Origin of the sequence: Clostridium cochlearium, from assembly GCF_900187165.1 — a bacterium.
GTDB lineage: Bacteria > Bacillota > Clostridia > Clostridiales > Clostridiaceae > Clostridium_G > Clostridium_G cochlearium.
On the sequence record NZ_LT906477.1, the window covers coordinates 2,013,135 to 2,033,989 of the forward strand.

The 20,855-nt window shown below is 27.9% G+C and carries 21 protein-coding genes; 2 read left to right on the forward strand and 19 right to left on the reverse strand.

The genetic code is table 11. From position 1 onward, the window contains the following. The first annotated feature begins 1 nt into the window (after position 1). Positions 2–790 carry a metal ABC transporter permease gene (locus CKV72_RS09825; protein WP_089863563.1) on the forward strand — a complete coding sequence of 263 codons (789 nt, stop codon included), beginning with the start codon at positions 2–4 and terminating at the stop codon, positions 788–790. 97 nt (positions 791–887) lie between these two features. Then, positions 888–1,307: a transcriptional regulator PerR gene (gene perR, locus CKV72_RS09830; RefSeq protein WP_089863559.1), complete on the forward strand. Its 420-nt coding sequence runs from the start codon at positions 888–890 to the stop codon at positions 1,305–1,307. 41 nt (positions 1,308–1,348) lie between these two features. On the opposite strand, the gene CKV72_RS09835 is transcribed toward perR, so the two are convergent. The 19 genes from CKV72_RS09835 to CKV72_RS09925 form a co-directional block, all read right to left on the reverse strand. Continuing rightward, positions 1,349–2,560 carry an ABC transporter substrate-binding protein gene (locus CKV72_RS09835; RefSeq protein ID WP_095178166.1) on the reverse strand — a complete coding sequence of 404 codons (1,212 nt, stop codon included), beginning with the start codon at positions 2,558–2,560 and terminating at the stop codon, positions 1,349–1,351. A gap of 318 nt (positions 2,561–2,878) precedes the next feature. Beyond that, on the reverse strand, positions 2,879–3,178 hold the full coding sequence (locus CKV72_RS09840; RefSeq protein ID WP_089863555.1) for a hypothetical protein: 300 nt from the start codon (positions 3,176–3,178) through the stop codon (positions 2,879–2,881). Between the two features lie 196 nt (positions 3,179–3,374). Then, positions 3,375–4,886 (reverse strand): transposase, encoded by a 1,512-nt coding sequence (locus CKV72_RS09845; RefSeq protein WP_095177509.1) that lies wholly within the window; start codon positions 4,884–4,886, stop codon positions 3,375–3,377. A 225-nt stretch (positions 4,887–5,111) separates the two neighbouring features. After that, entirely contained in the window at positions 5,112–5,300 is a 189-nt protein-coding gene (locus CKV72_RS09850) for a hypothetical protein (RefSeq protein ID WP_089863553.1), read from the reverse strand. Between the two features lie 42 nt (positions 5,301–5,342). Then, positions 5,343–5,720: a hypothetical protein gene (locus CKV72_RS09855; RefSeq protein ID WP_089863551.1), complete on the reverse strand. Its 378-nt coding sequence runs from the start codon at positions 5,718–5,720 to the stop codon at positions 5,343–5,345. A 143-nt stretch (positions 5,721–5,863) separates the two neighbouring features. Then, positions 5,864–6,571, reverse strand: a complete 708-nt coding sequence (locus CKV72_RS09860) for a CPBP family intramembrane glutamic endopeptidase (protein ID WP_095178167.1) — start codon at positions 6,569–6,571, stop codon at positions 5,864–5,866. An 84-nt stretch (positions 6,572–6,655) separates the two neighbouring features. Continuing rightward, entirely contained in the window at positions 6,656–7,246 is a 591-nt protein-coding gene (gene yihA, locus CKV72_RS09865; RefSeq protein ID WP_089863547.1) for a ribosome biogenesis GTP-binding protein YihA/YsxC, read from the reverse strand. 15 nt (positions 7,247–7,261) lie between these two features. Beyond that, positions 7,262–9,577, reverse strand: a complete 2,316-nt coding sequence (lon, locus tag CKV72_RS09870; protein ID WP_089863546.1) for an endopeptidase La — start codon at positions 9,575–9,577, stop codon at positions 7,262–7,264. 181 nt (positions 9,578–9,758) lie between these two features. Next, positions 9,759–11,447, reverse strand: coding sequence for an ATP-dependent protease LonB (gene lonB / locus CKV72_RS09875; protein WP_089863543.1), 1,689 nt, complete (start codon positions 11,445–11,447; stop codon positions 9,759–9,761). Positions 11,448–11,583: 136 nt separating this feature from the next. After that, the gene (clpX, locus tag CKV72_RS09880; protein ID WP_089863541.1) at positions 11,584–12,873 is read right to left on the reverse strand and encodes an ATP-dependent Clp protease ATP-binding subunit ClpX; all 1,290 of its coding nucleotides are present in this window, start codon (positions 12,871–12,873) and stop codon (positions 11,584–11,586) included. A gap of 26 nt (positions 12,874–12,899) precedes the next feature. Continuing rightward, on the reverse strand, positions 12,900–13,484 hold the full coding sequence (clpP, locus tag CKV72_RS09885; RefSeq protein WP_089863539.1) for an ATP-dependent Clp endopeptidase proteolytic subunit ClpP: 585 nt from the start codon (positions 13,482–13,484) through the stop codon (positions 12,900–12,902). 74 nt (positions 13,485–13,558) lie between these two features. Further along, complete coding sequence (tig, locus tag CKV72_RS09890; RefSeq protein WP_089863537.1) at positions 13,559–14,851, reverse strand: trigger factor; 1,293 nt, start codon at positions 14,849–14,851, stop codon at positions 13,559–13,561. A 272-nt stretch (positions 14,852–15,123) separates the two neighbouring features. Beyond that, the gene (locus CKV72_RS09895; RefSeq protein ID WP_089863535.1) at positions 15,124–15,918 is read right to left on the reverse strand and encodes a hypothetical protein; all 795 of its coding nucleotides are present in this window, start codon (positions 15,916–15,918) and stop codon (positions 15,124–15,126) included. Positions 15,919–16,105: 187 nt separating this feature from the next. Continuing rightward, complete coding sequence (gene pyrE, locus CKV72_RS09900) at positions 16,106–16,687, reverse strand: orotate phosphoribosyltransferase (protein ID WP_089863532.1); 582 nt, start codon at positions 16,685–16,687, stop codon at positions 16,106–16,108. A 24-nt stretch (positions 16,688–16,711) separates the two neighbouring features. Then, complete coding sequence (locus CKV72_RS09905) at positions 16,712–17,605, reverse strand: dihydroorotate dehydrogenase (RefSeq protein WP_095178168.1); 894 nt, start codon at positions 17,603–17,605, stop codon at positions 16,712–16,714. A gap of 1 nt (position 17,606) precedes the next feature. Further along, positions 17,607–18,335 carry a dihydroorotate dehydrogenase electron transfer subunit gene (locus CKV72_RS09910; RefSeq protein ID WP_089863528.1) on the reverse strand — a complete coding sequence of 243 codons (729 nt, stop codon included), beginning with the start codon at positions 18,333–18,335 and terminating at the stop codon, positions 17,607–17,609. Between the two features lie 14 nt (positions 18,336–18,349). Continuing rightward, positions 18,350–19,216: an orotidine-5'-phosphate decarboxylase gene (pyrF, locus tag CKV72_RS09915; protein ID WP_089863525.1), complete on the reverse strand. Its 867-nt coding sequence runs from the start codon at positions 19,214–19,216 to the stop codon at positions 18,350–18,352. Further along, positions 19,206–20,417, reverse strand: a complete 1,212-nt coding sequence (locus CKV72_RS09920) for a dihydroorotase (RefSeq protein ID WP_095178169.1) — start codon at positions 20,415–20,417, stop codon at positions 19,206–19,208. Before CKV72_RS09920 ends, pyrF begins: the two co-directional genes overlap by 11 nt. A 2-nt stretch (positions 20,418–20,419) precedes the next feature. After that, a complete protein-coding gene (locus CKV72_RS09925; RefSeq protein WP_089863522.1) occupies positions 20,420–20,854 on the reverse strand; it encodes an aspartate carbamoyltransferase regulatory subunit in 435 nt (144 codons plus the stop codon). Position 20,855 lies beyond the last annotated feature (1 nt).

A 20,855-nucleotide genomic window follows, 5' to 3' on the forward strand; every position in this document is an offset into this window, starting at 1 on the left:
AATGTTTTCATATAAATTTATACAAAATGCATTTTTAGCTTCTTTGCTTATATCCATCTTGTGTCCCGCTGTGGGAACTTTTTTGGTATTAAAAAGACATTCTATGATGGGAGATGCACTTTCTCATTCTTCCTTTGCAGGTATTGCTATTGGACTGTTACTAGGATTTAACCCAATAGTAACTTCTTTTATTTTTACATCTTTATGTGCATTATTCATAGAATATTTGAGAAATTACTATAAAAAATATTCGGAAATAATTTTAGTTATTGTAATGACTTTAAGTGTTGGAATAGGAATTACATTAGTCAGTATGGGAAAAACTAATGCAAACATAAATACCTACTTATTTGGTAGCATTCTTACAGTATCTACTAAAGATTTATATATTATGTGTATTTTAGGAGTAATTTCTTTATTAATTCTATATACTCTCTTTAATAAATTATTATATATAAGTTTTGATGAAGAAGGTGCTCAAATTGCTGGTATCAACACAAAATTAGTAAATTATATTTTTTCGTTACTTGTTGGTTCCACTATTTCACTATCTATACGCATAATGGGTATATTAGTTATATCATCTATGATAGCACTACCTACTGCAACAGCATTACAACTTAATTGTGGATTTAAAAAAACTTTTATTTATTCTATTATTTTTGGATTTTTAGATATAGTTATAGGTTTATTTTTATCCTTCTACATAGATTGTGCTCCAGGAGGAACTATAGCCATATGTTCCGTAGTAATTTTATTATTTACTATTCTTTTTAAAAAGCTAAAATGACTATTTTATAATAATAATTAGCATTTAAAACCAATTGACAAATGATAACTTCTATTATATAATAATATAAATTGTATATTTAAAAGGATGATGTATAATGAATAATATTACCTCTATTTTTAAAGAAAAAAAGTTGAAACTTACGCCTCAGCGTATTGCAGTGTATAAATACTTAAAATCTACTGATGAACATCCTTCAGCAGAAACTATATATAAATCTTTACAGCCGGAATATCCTACTATGAGCTTAGCTACGGTATATAAAACATTAAAAACTTTAGTAGAAGTGGATTTAATTCAAGAAATAAATGTAGGAGAAGGTAATTTTAGATATGATGGAAAAACTAATCCTCATCCCCATATCCAATGTCTCAATTGTGGAAAAGTAGATGACATAAAAGATATAAACTTTGAAAATTTAAATGAAAAAGTTAAACCTTATACTGATTATGAAGTTTTAAATAATCAAGTATACTTTTATGGTATATGTAGTTGTTGTAAAAAAAATAATAATTAATACTAAAAGCAGTAGAAATATTTCTACTGCTTTAGTATTAATTATTTAATTTCTTGTAATATCTCTTCATATTCTTTTCCCGTATAGTTACCTGATAATATTTTTTCTATTTTTGATATTATATCCATTCTTAAGTTTTCTTGCATGGTTTGTGATATTATAATATCCTTTCCTGAACTTTCCTCTATATGCTTATTAATTTTTTCTTGGATATGTCCTTCTTTTTTTGAAATTTTCTTATTTGCTGTTATTCCAGTTTTATTATATAATTTTTTTTGGAATTTATCCCCATATACATATCCAATAAATTTATGTATATTTTCATTATTTTCACTGTTTGTAGGTACACATATTACATTATCAATTATAATTGGTAGATTAGATTTTAGATTTTCATCTAGCTGTAAATTATTAATTATTTCTATATTATCTTTATCTTTAAATTCATTGCTATAATAAGATATAGAAATTACTGCTGGTATATTAGAATTAGCAAGCTTTTTTATTGAACTTTCATTTCCCAATTTAAAAGTATTATTATTTATAACCCCTTGTTTTTGTAATGTATTAATTTTTTGAAACGCTTCCTTTAAATGTTTTTCCATTGATTTTACATTAGATAAATTTAAATTTTTTTCCATAAACACTGATAAAATCAAATCATTCATATCTATATTTTCTGTTAATATAGTTGGTATAGAAATATTTTTATTATTTAATTCTTTTAAAAGCTTTTTTAGTTTATCAATATCTTTAGGTTCCTCTATTTTCAAATCTTTTAATTTATCTTTATTATAAAAAAATTCTACTGTATACGGAACTAACCCTATACCATAATATTTATCATTATATCTTCCAACAGAATATATAATTTTATGGAAATTTTCATCTATTTTATTTTTTTTCAAATATATATCTACATCACTTAATAATCCTGAATTTTGTAAAACTGCCATGTTATTAGGATTTGTTATTATTAGATCCATTTTTTTTTCTGATATATCTTTCTTTATACTGTTTCCTATAGAATTAGTTATATCGATTTTTATTTTTGAATTTTCCTTTGAATATTCATCTATAGCTAATTTTATTACTTCTAATGAATGTTTATCTTTAATATCTAAATATATATTTAATTTATTTTCTTTTTCTCCCGAATCCTTTTTCCCCAATATTTTACAACCTATAGAAAAAAATAAAAAACTAATGCATATAAATATTATTATTTTTTTCATTTTTAAGATCTTCCTCATACATATTACCTCCAAAATTAATTTTTATTATAATTCCACGTATTTTAAGACAATTAAACTCTATCTATCCTTTATATTTTTACCAAATTTAAAAAAACTACTCAAATTTTTCAATTTTTTATAAAACAAAAAAGGGACCGAACATCGGTCCCAAGGGGGATGGGGGGTTCTAGCACTAAATTAAGTTAATTACCTTATTTAGTACTAAGGAGATTATATCTCCTTTTACATTTATTATGATACCCATTTTATAATCTTTTATTCATCTTTTTTATTAAATATTTTATGTGCAAAAATAGAAAGACCATAGTCTCCTTTTTATTTTTTGTTTATCAGTCTTGACAAAAAATATACCTGTAATAATTTTTCTATAGATTCTCTATTGTTTTCTACAATAGGTCTTAACATATTTATTAATTGAATAGTGGGATCATTAAATAGATTTTTATTTGGTATTTGTGTATTTTCTTCATCATAATTAGTATTTACATTATTACCTCCAGATAATAATGACATAACCTGTTCTAAATCTAAATTATTTATTAAATCCATCAAATTATCATTCATATTATTATTCATATCATTTCTATTTTTTTTATGTTTTTTCTTTTTAGACATTAATTATCCCCCTCTCTAATATATATAGAGTGAATTCGGAAACTAATTTCCAATTGGCTCCAAAATGGCTTTAATATTATTTTAGTGCGGAGCATTTGTTATATTACTGTTTTTATTTAACTTTATTTTAAAAAAGAGTATAGCAAAGCTAACTCACCGATAGGTGAATTTTCTTAAAATTTAACAATTATCTAGACTAGCATGCTTTGTTTGCAGTTAATTTTATAATGTCTAATAGGTTAGTTTTAGAAACAGATAGTTGAGCATCCAAATGAATATTGATGCTATGGATTAATGTCCACCAAGACCAACGTTTTTTACCACGGCAGTGGGTTTGTTCCATGTTGTAGTCTTCAAGTATTCTTTTATTTACTCGCTCTGAAGAAGTTCTCTTTTTCATTATTTGTTTCCAAAGGTCAGAGTTTCTAGGTATAGCAGTAAATAAACGTAAGTCATCACTTGGCTTTACGTATATTACACGGCCGTAGGCACTAGGAGAACATTCTTCCTTATGAGGACATTCTTTAATTTTACCTTTTACTAAAGGACATCTATATTTAATTCTACTTCTGCCTTTATCGTACCAATCATATACCATTGGTTGGTTGCATTTGCAGATGGGAATACCGTCCTTAGTATATCCAATTGGTGGTTCATATTTATTTTTACCTTCACCCTTTGGATTAAGGGATATAACAGCTTTTATATTCCATTCATTAAGAAGCTTATACGTAGGATAGTTATCATGAGCAGCATCTGCGATGAACTTATCAAAGTTAAATTGAGGATACATCTTTCTAACTTCTGAAAGTGCAAAAATTGCAGTAACACCATCATAACGCTGCGCTTGTACCATCCTAAAATATATAGGAAGATCCTTTTTAAGTTTAGGATTATAGACACTAAGAAAATATAGGCAATGACCATAATACCATTTTTCGTGGTAACTGTCCCAACCGCGTCTAGCGTCAGGGTCAGAGAATCTTCTATTACATTTGCAGTTAAAAATACCTTTTTTAATGCAATCACAGGTCTTAATGCCTAATGAGCTACCGCCAGTTTCAAGACAGGTACCATCTCCTGATATATCAAGTTTTTGAGTATTACCAAGGAGACCGAGTTTAGCGGAAGGCTCAATAGCTAACTTAGCAAAAATTTGTTGAAATAGCTTTTCAGGGCGAGTTTCGACAGTTCGTCCTTTAAGAGCCTGTTCAACTAAATTTTTAATAACACCAGGATGTTTTGGTGGTAGTTTTTCATTCTTGCCAAGTTTTTTGTGGGGCTTGGAAGTAAAAGAATGAAGTGAGTCCTTGGCTGATTTTTCAGCCTTAGGGCTCATACCCCAAAATCTCGATATGAAATCATAATGAGTACCTAATCCTGGTACATTAGATTTTTCAACACCAATGATGGTGCAAAGTATATCATGTGCACGTAAGTGCTTAATCCATTTTTGTAGACTATGAAAACCTAAGTCAGACATTAATATAAATGATCTGAAGAGTTCCGGTTGCTGGTTTGAAGGTTTACCAGTTAGAGAATATGTTTCTCTAATTAATGGTTTTATATCATCAAGATTTAAATTATATAGTTTTTCAATACTTGATGAGTAGTATTCCACGATAGTGGGATCAGTTTTATAAAGTTCACTAATGCTTGACAAAAGAAGACTTTGGTAATCACAATGGCTACGCCAATAACCTAACATAAAAAATCACCTCGCAATATTTTGTAAATAGTTTCTATAGTGCGAGGCTACAAATTTTACAAACTTTGTCAAGTGATTTTGGAAAAAATATAAGTTTTTTTGATATTTTGTTTAAAATTCTGGGGGGAAGTTAAAATTGACACCCTTCGGGATTAAGATAAATGGAGGCCTAAGGGTTTCCGAATATATTTATATATAATGAGGAGGGTTTTCCCTCCCCTATATTTAACAACATAAGCAACTGCATAAATCAAAATCTTTACAGCAACTTAAATAGTACAAGGCTAATATAAATAATATACTATTATCTATACAACCATGCTGATTATTTCCGCAACCAAATTGCAGAACTATTAATATTAATATTAATAGACCATTGTTATTTGAACACTTTTTTCTTCTTTTCTTTCCCATGTTAGTTCCCCCTTCCTTATGGGTAATGGTCTTATTAGGAATTTAATTTTCTTCTACTGTTCTTAGTTGTTCGCAATTTGAATCAACTAAACTATTGCATCCTCTGTGATGATGATGTTTATCATCCTTTCCACAACATAATAGCATTGCAAGTACTACTATTATAAAGATAAAGTTGTTATCACAGCATCCACATTCATATCTATCATATCTTCTTTTACGTCTTCTTTTTGAAGAATGACATCTACATCTACAACTGCAGCTACTTCCTCCACCATAATCATATCCAAAACCACAGAATATCAAGAATAGTATTATCCATATACATGAACTTCCAAAACCTAGACCTCCAACTGGGTTTTTAAAAGTGGCTCCTTTTTCATTAGACATTAATCCATTTACTAAACTATTGAAATCCACTTTATTTCCTCCTTTCAATATTTATTATTTTCTTTTGTGTTTATAATATATACTATTCTTTAAAGCGATTTTTGACACATTACAATTTTAAAATTAAAAATAATAAGGTCTTCTTTTATACTTAAGTATAAAAGAAGACCTTATTACATATAAGTTAATTTTTGAATTAAAATTGCAATAGTTGATACTGAATTAAAAAATGAATGATTAAAAACCGCATACCAATATCCTTTTTTGTGTATTAAAAAACAATTAAAAATGCCCATCCATAATATAGCAGGAAAAGACTTAATATTAAAATGTATTAGGGCAAATATTATACTACTTAATAAAGTAGATATGAAAATTCCCATATATCTTTTTAATATTTTTTCAAATATAAGCCATCTAAATATATACTCTTCTATTATTGGAGCAAAAACCATAGTTATTGGCATCATAAAAATAAATTTTTTTAATGATAATTTAGACATTATTTCTACTATTTCTTGATCTTTTATTGGCACTTCATATGAAGAAAATAAATTCAAAGCTATAATTGCTACAATTATAGTAACAGCATAGGAAAATAAAGAAATAATTAAAGCTTTAAAAAAATTAAAATCTCTAAAATTAAATTTATATTCTATATAACTAAAGTTATCTTCTCTTTTCATATATATTATATTTATAATTACAAATATAAATGGTAGTAAGTTCTGTGTAAATAAACTTCCTACTACATATATAATACTTATCAGTAATAATATAAATTTATTTTTTCTCCTTCTTGTCCAAACCTTCCAAAATATTATCAGTGGTGGTAAGTATATAAAAATATATACTACTATACTTTTTAAAAACTCTTCCAAATAATCACCTCCATGATAATAATATTTTATCATAAAATATTATGGCATGTATTATACTTATTCTAATACATGCCATTTTTATTACTAGTCAATACTACAAGTGTTGAATATATCCTGTAAAAGTTCTTCTCTTCCACTTTTATTTAGTGTAGAATAAAAAATTATTTTATTGTCTTTTGATAAATCTAAAGTATCTCTTATAATTTTTTCATTCTTTTTAAATTCACTTCTTTTTAATTTATCACTTTTAGTTGCTACTACAGATAAATCATATCCATAGTATTTTATCCAGTTGCACATTAATATATCATCATTTGTAGGCTTATGTCTAGAGTCCACAAGTAGTATAATTTTTTTTAGCTGTTCTCTATCTGTAAGATATGTCTCTATAGTCTTTCCCCAATTTTTCTTTTCTTCTTTTGATACTCTAGCATATCCATAACCAGGTAAGTCTACAAAATAAAAATCATTGTTTATTAAAAAAAAGTTTATTAATCTAGTTTTTCCTGGTTTACTACTTACTTTTACAAGTTTTCTTCTATTAGTCAAGCTATTAATTAAAGAAGATTTTCCTACATTTGACCTACCTACAAAAGCTATTTCTATTCTGTCATCCTCTGGATATTGAGAGGGAATTTTAGCAGAAGTTATAAATTCTGATTGTTTTATTTCCATATAAAGCCTCCCAAATTATAATATAATAGCATTTTCTAATACTATATCTATATTGTCCGCTACAATAAAATTAATTTTTTTCTTTACTGAATTAGGTATTTGTATTAGATCTTTCTCATTGTCTTTAGGTATTATAACAGTATCTATGCCAGCTCTATAGGCTGCTAATGTTTTTTCTTTTAATCCTCCAATAGGCAGTACATCTCCTGTTAATGTAATCTCCCCTGTCATGGCTACATTGTGTTTAACTTTCTTAGAACCCAATGCAGAAACCATAGCTGTAATCATAGTTACACCAGCTGACGGCCCATCCTTTGGTACTGCTCCTTCTGGCACATGAATATGGATATCTTTTTCCTTATAAAAGTTAGGATCTATTTTATATTTTTCTGCATTAGCTCTTATATAAGTATATCCCGCTTTTGCAGATTCTTTCATTACATCTCCTAATTTACCTGTTAACTCTAATTTTCCTGTTCCTGGCATAACCATAACTTCTACTGGTAAGGTATCTCCTCCATAACTAGTCCATGCCATTCCCATAACTACTCCAATTTTATCTTCATTACTTGCTTTATCATATGTATATTGTTCTGGTCCTAAATACTTCTTAACATGATTAATTGTTATGTTTATTCTTTTTTTCTCTTTTTCAACCATCTCTGCAATAGCTTTTCTTATAACTGTAGCTATTTTTCTTTCTAGATTTCTAACTCCAGATTCTCTTGTGTAATTTTCTATTATATATAATATACTATTATCAGAAAAACTTATTGCTTGTTTATTCATATTATGTTCTTCTAATTTTTTAGGAATTAAATGTCTCTTAGCTATATTAAATTTCTCTTCTTCTGTATATCCTGATACCTCTATTATTTCCATTCTATCCATAAGAGGTCTTGGTATAGTTTCTAACGTATTTGCTGTAGTTATAAATAAAACCTTTGATAAATCATATTCTAATTCCAAATAATGATCCCTAAAAGTATTATTTTGCTCGCTATCTAATACCTCTAAAAGAGCATCTCCTGGATTTCCCCTAAAATCACTACTCATTTTATCTATTTCATCTAATAAAAATAAAGGATTTTTTGATTTAGCCTGTTTCATTCCATATATAATTCTACCTGGTATTGCACCTATATAAGTTTTTCTATGCCCTCTTATTTCTGCCTCATCTCTTACTCCACCTAAGGACATTCTAACAAAGTTTCTGTTTAGTGCATGGGCAATTGACTTAGCTATAGAAGTCTTACCTACACCTGGTGGTCCAACTAAACAAAGTATTGGCCCCTTTAACGTTTTACTCATTTTTTTAACAGCTAAATATTCTATTATTCTATCTTTTACATCTTCTAACCCATAGTGTTCATTTTCAAGTATCTCTCTAGCTCTTTTTATATCTAAATTGTCCTTAGTCTCTGTATTCCAAGGTAAATCTAATATCCAATCTAAATAGGTTCTTATTATACCTCCTTCTGTAGAATATGTACCACTATTTTTTAGTCTATCTAATTCATATAAAGCCTTGTCTTTTACTACTTTAGGAAGTTTAGCCTTATTTATTTTATTTTTATATTTATTTATTTCTTTTTTATCTTCATCATCTTCGCCCAATTCTTCTTGAATTGCTTTTAATTGCTCTTTTAAATAATATTCTTTTTGTACTTTATCTATTTTATTTTTTACTTTAATTCCTATTTTCTTTTCTATTTTTAATATATCAATTTCATTGCTTAAAATACTTAAAATCTCTTGCAATCTTTCATTTACATCATAAGCTTCTAGTAATCTTTGCTTTTTATCTTGACTTAATAAAAGATAAGATGCTATAACATCTACATATCTACCTGGACTATCTATATCTTCTATAGATATTAAAGTTTCCATAGATATTGTACCTACAAGCTTTGAATACTCTTTAAAAGAATTTTTTACTAATCTAAATAGTGCTTCACACTTATTATCTTCTGTACATTCTTTATCTCTTATTTCTTCTATCTCTACTCTTAATAAATCTTCTTCTTCAATAAATTCAATTATTTTTCCTCTACATTCTCCTTCTACTAAGACTCTAACTGTATTACCTGGTAATTTTAATATTTGTTTAATACTGCAAACAGTTCCTATTGTAAATATATCCTCTTCTTTAGGATCTTCAACTTTAGCTTCCTTTTGAGTGGCCAAAAATATTTTCTGGTCTTTAAGCATTGCTTCTTCTAATGATCCAATAGATTTTTCCCTACCAACATCAAAATGAATTACCATATACGGAAATATAGTTATGCCTCTTAAAGGAATTATTGGAAGAACTTCTATCTTTTTTCCCATAATTCTCTCCTCACTTTATGATAAATTTAATCGTAAATAACAAACTTAAAATAAGTACATTTAGACTAATATATTATACATATAAAAGGATTATTTTTCAATTCAAAAATAACACAGTTTTTTAATAAACAGCTAACAATTAACAATTAACAATTAGAGTGGATTTTCTTTATTTATTAGTCTAACCATTTATAGAGTTAGCAGATAAGGCTTCATTGGATTCAAATATATTGTGTAATTTTTCTTCTGAATTTTTTAAGCATTTTTCTGTAAAAATTATGTCTACAGCTTCTATTATATTATTTACTGGAACTACATGTATACCTTCTATATTTTTATAAGAATCTTTCCAATTTTCTTTAGGTATTAAAACCTTTTTAGCTCCTGCTTTTTTAGCTGCTTCTATTTTGCTATTTACTCCTCCTACAGGTTTTATATCTCCATAAAGTGAAATTTCTCCTGTCATAGCTATATTATTGTCTATAGGCATTAGATTTATAGCACTGTATATTCCAATTGCTATACTGATTCCCGCAGAGGGTCCATCTACAGGTATCCCACCTAAAAAATTTATATTTATATCGTAATTTTCTAATGAAATATTAAAAACACCTTTTAATACTGCACATACATTTTCAACTGAACATTTTGCACTACTTTTTCTCTGAATTCTTCTTTGATTTCCTCCTATTTGTTCTTGTTCTATAATACCTGCAACATTTACTTTTCCTTTACCAAAATTATTTTTTATTGCAGTTATTTCTATTGGCATAACAGCTCCTATGTTACTTCCGTAAACTCCTAATCCATTGACAAATCCTATCTTAGGTCTCGTAGGAACTTTTATCTCTATTTTAGGATTATAATTTCCATTTTCCACTACCCATTCTATATCATCTTTCACTATTCTTTTTCTTCCTTCATTTAAAGCTATTCCAGAAGCTAATTGTAATAAATTTATAGCCTCTCTTCCATTTGACGCATATAACCCTACCATTTTACAAGCGTCCTCTTCTAATGTAAAACCTATTTTTTTTACAGATCTTTTACATATTTCTTCGATTTCCTCAGATACCAATCCTCTAAAAAAAATTTCCACACATCTAGATCTAAGAGCTGGTGTAATTTCTTCAGGATTTCTAGTAGTAGCACCAACTAATCTAAAGTCTGCTGGAAATCCATTATCAAATATATCCTTTATATACAATGGCACATTAGGATCTGAAGAATTATAATATGCACTATCTAAAAATACCTTTCTGTCTTCTAATACCTTTAATAATTTATTCATTATAGTGGGATGAAGTTCTCCTATTTCATCTATAAATAAGATACCTCCATGTGCCTTAGTTACAGCTCCTGCCTTAGGTTGAGGAACACCTGCCACTCCAAGAGGACCTGCTCCTTGATATATTGGATCATGAACTGAGCCTATAAGAGGATCAGCAATTCCCCTATCATCAAATCTAATCGTTGTTGCATCCATTTCGATAAATTTAGCATTCTTTTCGAAAGGTGACATATTATTCTTTTTAGCATATTCAAGTACTAATCTAGCTGCAGCCGTTTTTCCCACACCAGGTGGTCCATATATTATTACATGTTGAGGATTAGGACCACACAGTGCTGCTTTTAAAGCTATTATACCTTTGTCTTGACCTATTATTTCAGAAAAAGAAGTAGGTCTACTTTTTTCTGTTAAAGGTTGAGTTAGTTTTATACTTCTTAACTTTTTTAATTTATCTATTTCTTTTTTGCTTTCCCTATCTATAGTAACTTTATTACTTTTTTGACCTTTTAATGCATTAAAAAAATATAATCCCATTATTATTGTGATAATAAATTGTAAGGCTACAAATGCTTCAGTCATGTTCATTACCTCCTATTCACATATTTGCATATTATTATTATGGTCAAATCATTCTTCCTATATTCTATATATAGAACTTTTTTACAAAATATCATTAAACATAAAAAAAGTAGATAACTCAAAGTTATCTACTTTTTTATGCTGTTTCATTTTCTTTTTTAGCTCTTGCTTTTTTTATTTTAATAGGTAATCTTTTTCCACCCTCTGCTTCTATCAATTCTGGCTTTTTATTACTAATTGTATCCTCATTTATTATAACCTGAGAAATACTTTCATTAGATGGTATTTCAAACATTATATCCTTCATAATTTCTTCTATTATGGATCTTAATCCTCTAGCTCCAGTGCTACGTCTTATAGCTTCTTCTGCTATAGCTTTTAACGCCTCTTCCTTAAATTCAAGATGAACATTATCCATTTCAAATAACTTCTTATATTGTTTTACAAGAGCATTTTTAGGCTCAGTTAGTATTTTAACTAAAGCATCTTCATCTAAGGCAGACAATGTAACTGTTATTGGTAATCTTCCAATAAACTCAGGAATTAATCCGAATTTTAGTAAATCCTCTGGCATTATATTTTTTAATAATTCTCCAATATCTTCATCCTTTTTAGATTTTATGTCTGCTCCAAATCCTAAAGAACTATTTCTAGTTCTTCTTTCTATTATCTTATCTATTCCATCAAAAGCTCCCCCACATATAAATAGTATATTAGTGGTATTTAATTGAATAAACTCTTGATGAGGATGTTTTCTTCCACCTTGTGGTGGAACTGATGCTATAGTACCCTCTAATATTTTTAAAAGTGATTGCTGAACTCCCTCTCCTGATACATCTCTAGTTATAGATGGATTTTCTGATTTCCTAGCTATCTTATCTATTTCATCTATATAAATTATGCCTCTTTCTGCTCTTTCTATATCATAATCAGCATTTTGAATTAACTTTAATAGTATATTTTCTACATCTTCGCCTACATATCCAGCTTCAGTTAAAGTGGTTGCATCAGCAATAGCAAAAGGTACATTTAAAATTTTTGCTAAAGTTTGAGCTAATAAAGTTTTTCCTGATCCAGTAGGACCTAACAATAGTATATTACTCTTTTGAAGTTCTACATCATCAATTACATTATTTAAATTTATCCTTTTATAATGATTATAAACTGCCACAGATAAAGCTTTTTTTGCATCATCTTGCCCTATTACATAATCATCTAAATAGCTTTTTATTTCTGAAGGTTTGGGTAAAGAACCCATATCTGTGTTTATATCTTCTTCTAATTCATCTGTAATGATTTCAGAACATAATTCTATACATTCATCACAAATATAAACTCCTGGGCCTGCTACAAGTCTTTTAACTTGATCTTGTCTTTTGCCACAGAAAGAACATTTTAGTTGCTTTTTATCATCATTTTTGGCCATATCCACACCTCACATTAAATAAAGGTTTATTTCTTTTTAACCATTACTTCATCAATTAATCCATACTCTTTAGCTTGGTCTGCATCCATAAAGTTATCTCTTTCAGTATCTCTTTCGATTATTTCTAGGGGCTGACCTGTCTTTTCACTTAATATCTTATTTAAGTTTTTCTTTATTTTTAATATCCTATCTGCATGAATACCAATATCTGTAGCCTGACCTTGGAATCCTCCTAAAGGTTGGTGAATCATTATTTCGCTATTAGGTAGTGCAAATCTTTTTCCTTTTGCACCAGCTGCTAATAAAAAAGCCCCCATAGAAGCAGCCATACCTATACAAATAGTAGAAACATCTGGCTTAATATATTGCATAGTATCATATATAGCCATACCTGATGTTATGGATCCTCCTGGGCTATTTATATATAAAAATATATCCTTATCTGGATCTTCAGCTTCAAGAAATAATAATTGAGCAACAATTAAACTTGCTGTTACGTCATTTACTTGATCACTTAACATTATTATTCTATCTTTTAATAATCTAGAATAAATGTCATAAGATCTTTCTCCTCTATTTGTTTGTTCAACTACAACAGGTACCAAACTCATAAATTTCTCCTCCTTATAATTCATTATTAAAATTAATTGCCATAAAAATTATGGCAATTAATTTTAATATTTTATTATATTTCTTTACTATTATCTACTATTAATTTAACAACTTTTTCATTTACAACATCTGCTTTTAATAAAGCTTCTTGAGACTCTACTAATAGTTTAGCTGTCTTTTCTAATTCCCCAGTTCCATATTGTTTAGCCATTTCCTTTGCTCTTTCCATTATTTCTTCATCTGTTGCTTCTACTTTTTCTGCTTTAGCTATTTCAGCTAATACTAAGTCAGTTTTTACTCTTTTAGTAGCAGCTTCTTTCATGTATTCTCTAACTTTTTCTTCTGTGCTATTAGTATACTTATAGTAAGTTTCTAAGTCTATTCCTTGATATCTTAATCTCATTTCTAAATCTTTTAACATATTATTTATTTCATTTTGTATCATAACTTCTGGTATATCAACTTTCGCATTTTCGCATGCTAAATTTATTACTGCTTCTTCATATTCAGCTTTAGCTCTTTTATCATTTCCTTCTTTTATCTTTGCCTTTATATCTTCTTTTAATTCATCTAAAGTATCAAATTCTGATACTTCTTTTACAAATTCATCATCTATTGCTGGTAATTCTTTAACTTTTATTTCTTTTATAGTTACTTCAAATTTAGCTTCTTTTCCATTTAATTCTTCTGAACCATATTCTTCTGGGAATTTTACTTTAACTTCTCTTTTTTCTCCCTTTTTAGCTCCTATTAATTGTTCTTCAAAATTATCTATAAAAGTTCCTGATCCTATTTCTAATGAATAGTCATATCCTTCTCCACCTTCAAATGGAACTTCATCAACATATCCTTTAAAGTCTATTACTGCAATATTTCCATTTTCTACTTCTTCTTCATCTTCTTTTGTCTTAATTCTTGCATTTCTTTGTTGCATTTCTTTTAATGTATTTTCTACATCTTCATCTTTCACATCATATGAAACCTTTTTAGCTTCTAGTCCTTTATATTCTCCAAGTTCTACTTCTGGCATAACAGTTACTTGTGCTGAATATATAAAATCTTGACCTTCTCCAATTTGAACTATGTCTATTTGTGGATAATCTACAGGTTTTATTTCTTTTTCTTCTAATGCTTTTGGATATGTATCATCACAACAAATATTTATGGCATCTTCATAAAATACTGTTTCTCCATAATATCTTTTAATTATACTCATTGGTGCCTTTCCTTTTCTAAATCCAGGCACATTAAATTTTTTCACATTTTTAGCATAAGACTTTTTCATAGCCTCATTAAATTTCTTAGATTCAACAGTTACTTCTAATTTAACAACATTATTTTCTATTTTCTCCATACTAACCTTCATTACAATATTCCTCCTAATCACCGAAATGCTTAATATTAACCATAACATTATAACATAGTTTAATTATTATTTATACATTCTAAATCCTTATTTTCAAATTTTTATATAGCATTTCCTAATAATTATATAAAAATGATTTAATTTTTACAAACTATTTTTATAAGAATTTAGTATTTTTATTTAATTACTGTTTACTTTTATTTAGTCCTTTATATAGTTTAACATAATCTCTCTATGTTTTTCCATACAATAACCATAAATTTTTAACCTATTTATTCAGTTAATACTCCATTGGCACTTAAATACATATTTTTCCCATCTATTATTACTAAAAGTCCTTTATCTGTTATCTTATCCATCTTTATATCTCCAGCTTCTATTGAAGCTACATAAAAATGTGTGTTTTGTTCTATATTAGTAATCCATATATATTTATTAGTCTTTCCTAACCAAGGAAGTTGACTTATATAGGCAATATTATTATCATCTATGAATTTAGGTTCTCTACACCATATATAATCCGGATTTGATTTTATATGACTTTCTCTTTCAATAACCACAGAACCATTAGTTGAAATATATTTTTCATTGGTTACATTTTTTTCTTTCCCATTGATATCATAACAAATAATCTTTTGAACTTTATCATCATATATTAATATATTCTTGCCATTTGGACTTATATCATAATTAACCTTACTTTCTAAAGGCAATATGTACTTAAACTTCTTTTCTCCATCTTCCTCATACATTAATTTTAATTTTTCACCATTGGATAAGGTTACCTCATAGCCTTTTTCACTTTTTTTATCTTTATTTCCTGTGTCTTTATTTTCTATATCTTCCTTAATAATTTTTTCATCTTTTAATTTATTGTAATCTTTATTATCATCTATATTATCTATTACTTTATTATTTCCTTTTTTCATAGATTCCAACTTTTTTTTACCTAATAACCAAGCGCCAGAACATACGACTATGCCAGCTAAAATTAACGCTATTATTCTTATACGCCTTTTTTTCATTTGTTTCTCGTAGTCACTGCTAAAAATACTTGGCTTTCTCACTTAAATTCCTCCCATTTAATTGATTATATCTATAGTATATTATAACTCAAATAAATATTCACTAATAATAATTTTTTTGTTAATTATCTCTTAAACTTTATCTTAAAATATAAATAAACCCTAGTATATTATTTTCATAATACTAAGGTTTACTTATATTTTAAATCATTATTTATATCTTTTCAAATTACTTAATATTCCTGCTTCCTGGTTTTATATATTTCAACCCTTTTTTACACAAAGGACAATTATCCTTATTATAGGATTTTACATCTATATTTACTGAGCTATATAAATCGTATGGCAGTTCTACATTATCATCCCTTCTATCAACTATACAACATATAGCTACTACCTCTGCTCCTAATTCTTCTATAAGTTTTGCTACTTCTAAGGAAGATTTGCCTGTTGTTACAACATCTTCAGATATTATAACCTTTTGTCCTTTTTTTATTTCAAATCCTCTTCTCAAAGTCATAACACCATCTTGTCTTTCTGTAAATATACTAGGTTTTTTTAGTTGTCTTCCTAATTCATATGATACTATTATACCACCCATAGCTGGTCCAACAATCATATCAAAATCTAAATCTTTTATTTTATCTGCTACTACACTTAAAACTTTTTCTGCCTTATCAGGATATTGTAATAATTTTGCACATTGACAATATTTATCACTATGTCTTCCTGATGATAGTAAAAAATGTCCTTCTAAAAGAGCAGAACACTCCTTTAATATATCTATAATAACTTCTTGTTTATTTTTCATATTAAAACAATCCCTTCTATATTTTTATATTATTCCTTTTATCTCTGACAAATCCTTAATTCCTTCTTTTTTCATATAATTTTCTATTCCATCTACTATTTCCACAGCTGTATATGGATTTATAAAGTTTGCCGTACCTACTTGAATAGCTGTAGCTCCAACCATTATAAATTCTATAGCATCTTTCCAATTAGATATTCCACCTAAACCTATTACAGGCACATTTACATTCTTACATACTTCATATACCATACTTAAAGCTATAGGCTTTATAGCTGGTCCTGATAATCCTGCTGTTATATTATTAAAAACTGCTTTTCTATTTTTTATATCCACAGCCATGGACTTAAATGTATTAACTAAAGATATAGCATCTGCTCCCCCTTCACAACATTTTACCGCCATATCTACTATATCTTCTGCATTAGGAGATAGTTTTACAATTAAAGGTTTTTTACATATTTTCTTAACCTTAGATACTACATCATAAGCTACTTTAGATTTTATACCAAATGCCATGCCACCTTCTTTTACATTAGGACATGATATATTAAGTTCTATAAGATCTACACCTACACTATTTAGTCTTTCTATAGCCCTTAAGTAATCTTCTATACTTCCCCCACCTACATTAGCTATTATATTAGTGTTCATTTTTCTCATATTTTTAAGTTCATAATTTATAAAATAATCTATGCCAGGATTTTGTAATCCTATACTATTTATTATGCCCCCTCTTGTTTCATGAATTCTTATACCATCATTACCTTCCTTTGGATTTATTATTAAACCCTTTGTGCATATTCCACCTAGTTTTGATACATCATAAAATTCCCCATATTCTTCACCAAATCCAAAGGTTCCCGAAGCTGTAATAACTGGATTTTTAAACTCTACCCCACAAATATTTACCTTCATTTTATTCCTCCAATTCATCTCCTAAAAATACTGGTCCTTCTTTGCAAGTTCTTTTATTGCCATCTTTTGTTTTACAAGTACAACCTAAACATGCTCCCACTCCACAAGCCATATGTTTTTCCATAGATATGTATATTGGCACTTTTTTTTCTTTACACATTTTTACTACCTTTTTCATCATAACTTCAGGTCCGCAACATAAAACCATATCATATTTATTTACCTCTAAAATATCCGTTATATACCCTTTTTCTCCTTCTTCCCCTGATTCCGTAGCTATATAAATATTTTCAACATATTCTTTAAATGCTTCCGTAGAATAAGATTTTTCTCTAAATCCAGCATACAAATCTATTTCACATTCTTGTAAATTTTTAACTACTTCATACAAAGGTGCAATTCCAATACCACCAGAAACCACTGCTATTTTACCTTTTATATTTTCTATTGGAAATCCATTTCCTAATGGTCCTAATAAGTTTATACTATCCCCTTTTTTTAATTCACTTAATAACTTTGTTCCTTCTCCAACTACTGCATATAAAAACTCTAAGGTATTATTATCTATAGAGTATATACTAATTGGTCTGCTTAAAAGTGGTTCTTTTCTCCAAGATCTTACCATATAAAACTGTCCTGGTTTTCCTTTAAAATCTCCACTTATGGATAGTTTATATATATTTTCATATATTTTTTTATTATCTATAATATAAACCTTTTTATACTCCATTTTTTCTCTCCTATCTACTTAGAATTTAATGCTTGTAATATATCATTTTTCATTCTAATAACTTCTTTTCTCGAACACTTAGCAAAATTTCTCTCATCATTTTGCTTTCTATATGCTAATAATATTCCTCTTGAAGAGTTTACAACTCCTCCATTTCCATTTTTTAAATATAGCGCTACATCCTCTGCCTTACCACCTTGTGCCCCATAACCTGGTATTAGGAAAAACATACTTTCTAAATCTTTTCTTAGTTTTGTAGCTTCATCTACGTGAGTACAACCAACTACTCCTCCTATAGAACTATATCCACAATTTCCTAGGAAATTCTTGCCCATATCTCTTAATTTTTGTCCAACCACTTCATATACTTTTTTACCCTCTTTTGATTCTATAAATTCTATATCTTTTGCCCCTTCGTTAGAAGTTCTTACTAATACAAAAACTCCTTTTCCCTTTTGTTTCATATATTCAAAATAAGGTTCTATACTATCTAATCCCATATAAGGACTAAGTGTTATAAAATCCGTTTCAAAGTCCCCTTCAAAATGTGCCTTAGCGTACATTTTGGCTGTACTTGATATGTCTCCTCTTTTTATGTCCGATATAACAATTGCATTTAATCCTTTTATATAATCAAGAGTTCTTTTATAAGCTCTAAGTCCTTTTAATCCTAAAGCTTCATAATAAGCTATTTGCACTTTAAAACATGCTATTTCATCATAAGTTGCATCTATTATTTCTTTATTAAAATTGAATATTATATCTTCTTCATTGTTATACTTGTTTTTAAAATACTCTGGTACATAATCTAAAGATGTATCTAAACCTACACATACATGACCATTTTTTTCTACTCTTTCATACAATTTATCAATTACCATAGTTGAATCCTCCTTTTTCTAAATCATAAATAATTTCTCCACTTTTTATTGTTTTTTCTACTTTTCCATATAATTTCTTACCTTGAAAAGGAGTGTTTTTACCCTTTGATATAAATAAATCACTATCTACTGTATAATCTTTATCTAAATCTATTAACACTAAATCTCCACTAAACCCTATTTTTATTTGTCCTCTATTTAAATTCATTATTTTTGCTGGATTTTTAGACATTATTTCCGAAAGTTTGCTCAGGCTTATCTCCTTTTCTCTTACTAAATAGGAATAGCATACTGAAAATGCTGTCTCAATTCCTGATATACCTGGTGCCCCTTTTACTTTATCCTCATAGCTATGTGGTGCATGATCTGTTCCTATAGCATCTACCCATCCTTCTCTAATTGCCTTTATTAAAAAATCTCTATCTTCTTTTTTTCTTAATGGAGGATTAACTCTATACTTTACATCATCTTGTAATGCTATATGATGTGGTGTAACTTCACAGGTTACATTTCTTCCTTTTTTCTTAGCTTCTATTATATATTCCATTGATTTTCTTGTGCTCACATGGGATATATGCACTGAACATCCTGTGTATTGGGCTAATGTTATATTTCTCCAAGTCATAGTATCTTCTGCTAATCTCATATCTGTAGATGAAAGATCATGATTTTCACAATGACACATGACTAAAATATTTTTTTCCTTAGCTTTCGCCATAGCTTTTAGCATGGTTTTACTATTCATTACATCTTTTCCGTCTTCAGATATTACCTTTACTTTTTCATCTAGCTCATCTATATGATTAACTGTTTCTCCATCAAATTCTTTAGTTATAGATACTGCTTGATGTACATCTATAAGTCCTATTTTATCTGCTTTATCTATTACATAGTTTACAGTATTCATATTACTACAAACTGGATTTGTATTAGCCATTAAATTAACATAAGTATATCCACCTTTAGCTGCAGCTTTGCATCCAGATTCTATATCTTCTTTATAAGTGTAACCTGGTTCTCTAAAGTGTGCATGTAAGTCTATAAAAGAAGGCATAAGAACTTTACCTATGCCATCTATTATTTTACAGTCTTTTTCTAAATCTCTTCCTATTTCATGTATTATTCCATTCTTTATATAAACATCTCCTATAAAGTCTTGTGAAAAATCCACTACCCTGGAATTTTTTATTAATAAATCCACGTTTATTCCTCCACAACTTTACATATTTCATCACAATACTTGCATTTATATTCCACTTTTTTTCTATCTATTAGATAGAATACATGAGGTATATATTTTTCTATAGAGGTTATACATCTAGGATTTTTACACTTTATCACATCTTCTACTCTTTCAGGTAATTCTAAATTCAACTTTTCTTTTATTTTTTCATTTTCTATTATATTTATAGTTATTGTTGGATCTATCAATCCTAATACTGTAAAATCTACATTTATTTCTTTATTTGCTATTTTTATTATGTCCTTTTTCCCTAGTTTATTGCTAAATACATTCATTATAAGCGCTACTGAATAATCTACATCTTTTAAGTTCAAATAGTTAAATATTTTTATTCCATAACCTGCTTTTATATGATCTATAACTATACCATCTTTTATACTAGTTATTTCTAACATC

Excerpts from the sequence above, each read along its gene's own strand:
- CKV72_RS09825 (WP_089863563.1), top strand. The coding sequence starts at position 2 with ATGTTTTCATATAAATTTATACAAAATGCATTTTTAGCTTCTTTGCTT.
- perR (WP_089863559.1), top strand. The coding sequence starts at position 888 with ATGAATAATATTACCTCTATTTTTAAAGAAAAAAAGTTGAAACTTACG.
- CKV72_RS09835 (WP_095178166.1), bottom strand. The coding sequence starts at position 2,560 with ATGAGGAAGATCTTAAAAATGAAAAAAATAATAATATTTATATGCATT.
- CKV72_RS09840 (WP_089863555.1), bottom strand. The coding sequence starts at position 3,178 with ATGTCTAAAAAGAAAAAACATAAAAAAAATAGAAATGATATGAATAAT.
- CKV72_RS09845 (WP_095177509.1), bottom strand. The coding sequence starts at position 4,886 with ATGTTAGGTTATTGGCGTAGCCATTGTGATTACCAAAGTCTTCTTTTG.
- CKV72_RS09850 (WP_089863553.1), bottom strand. The coding sequence starts at position 5,300 with ATGGGAAAGAAAAGAAGAAAAAAGTGTTCAAATAACAATGGTCTATTA.
- yihA (WP_089863547.1), bottom strand. The coding sequence starts at position 7,246 with ATGGAAATAAAACAATCAGAATTTATAACTTCTGCTAAAATTCCCTCT.
- lon (WP_089863546.1), bottom strand. The coding sequence starts at position 9,577 with ATGGGAAAAAAGATAGAAGTTCTTCCAATAATTCCTTTAAGAGGCATA.
- lonB (WP_089863543.1), bottom strand. The coding sequence starts at position 11,447 with ATGACTGAAGCATTTGTAGCCTTACAATTTATTATCACAATAATAATG.
- clpX (WP_089863541.1), bottom strand. The coding sequence starts at position 12,873 with ATGGCCAAAAATGATGATAAAAAGCAACTAAAATGTTCTTTCTGTGGC.
- clpP (WP_089863539.1), bottom strand. The coding sequence starts at position 13,484 with ATGAGTTTGGTACCTGTTGTAGTTGAACAAACAAATAGAGGAGAAAGA.
- tig (WP_089863537.1), bottom strand. The coding sequence starts at position 14,851 with ATGAAGGTTAGTATGGAGAAAATAGAAAATAATGTTGTTAAATTAGAA.
- pyrE (WP_089863532.1), bottom strand. The coding sequence starts at position 16,687 with ATGAAAAATAAACAAGAAGTTATTATAGATATATTAAAGGAGTGTTCT.
- CKV72_RS09905 (WP_095178168.1), bottom strand. The coding sequence starts at position 17,605 with ATGAAGGTAAATATTTGTGGGGTAGAGTTTAAAAATCCAGTTATTACA.
- CKV72_RS09910 (WP_089863528.1), bottom strand. The coding sequence starts at position 18,335 with ATGGAGTATAAAAAGGTTTATATTATAGATAATAAAAAAATATATGAA.
- pyrF (WP_089863525.1), bottom strand. The coding sequence starts at position 19,216 with ATGGTAATTGATAAATTGTATGAAAGAGTAGAAAAAAATGGTCATGTA.
- CKV72_RS09925 (WP_089863522.1), bottom strand. The coding sequence starts at position 20,854 with ATGTTAGAAATAACTAGTATAAAAGATGGTATAGTTATAGATCATATA.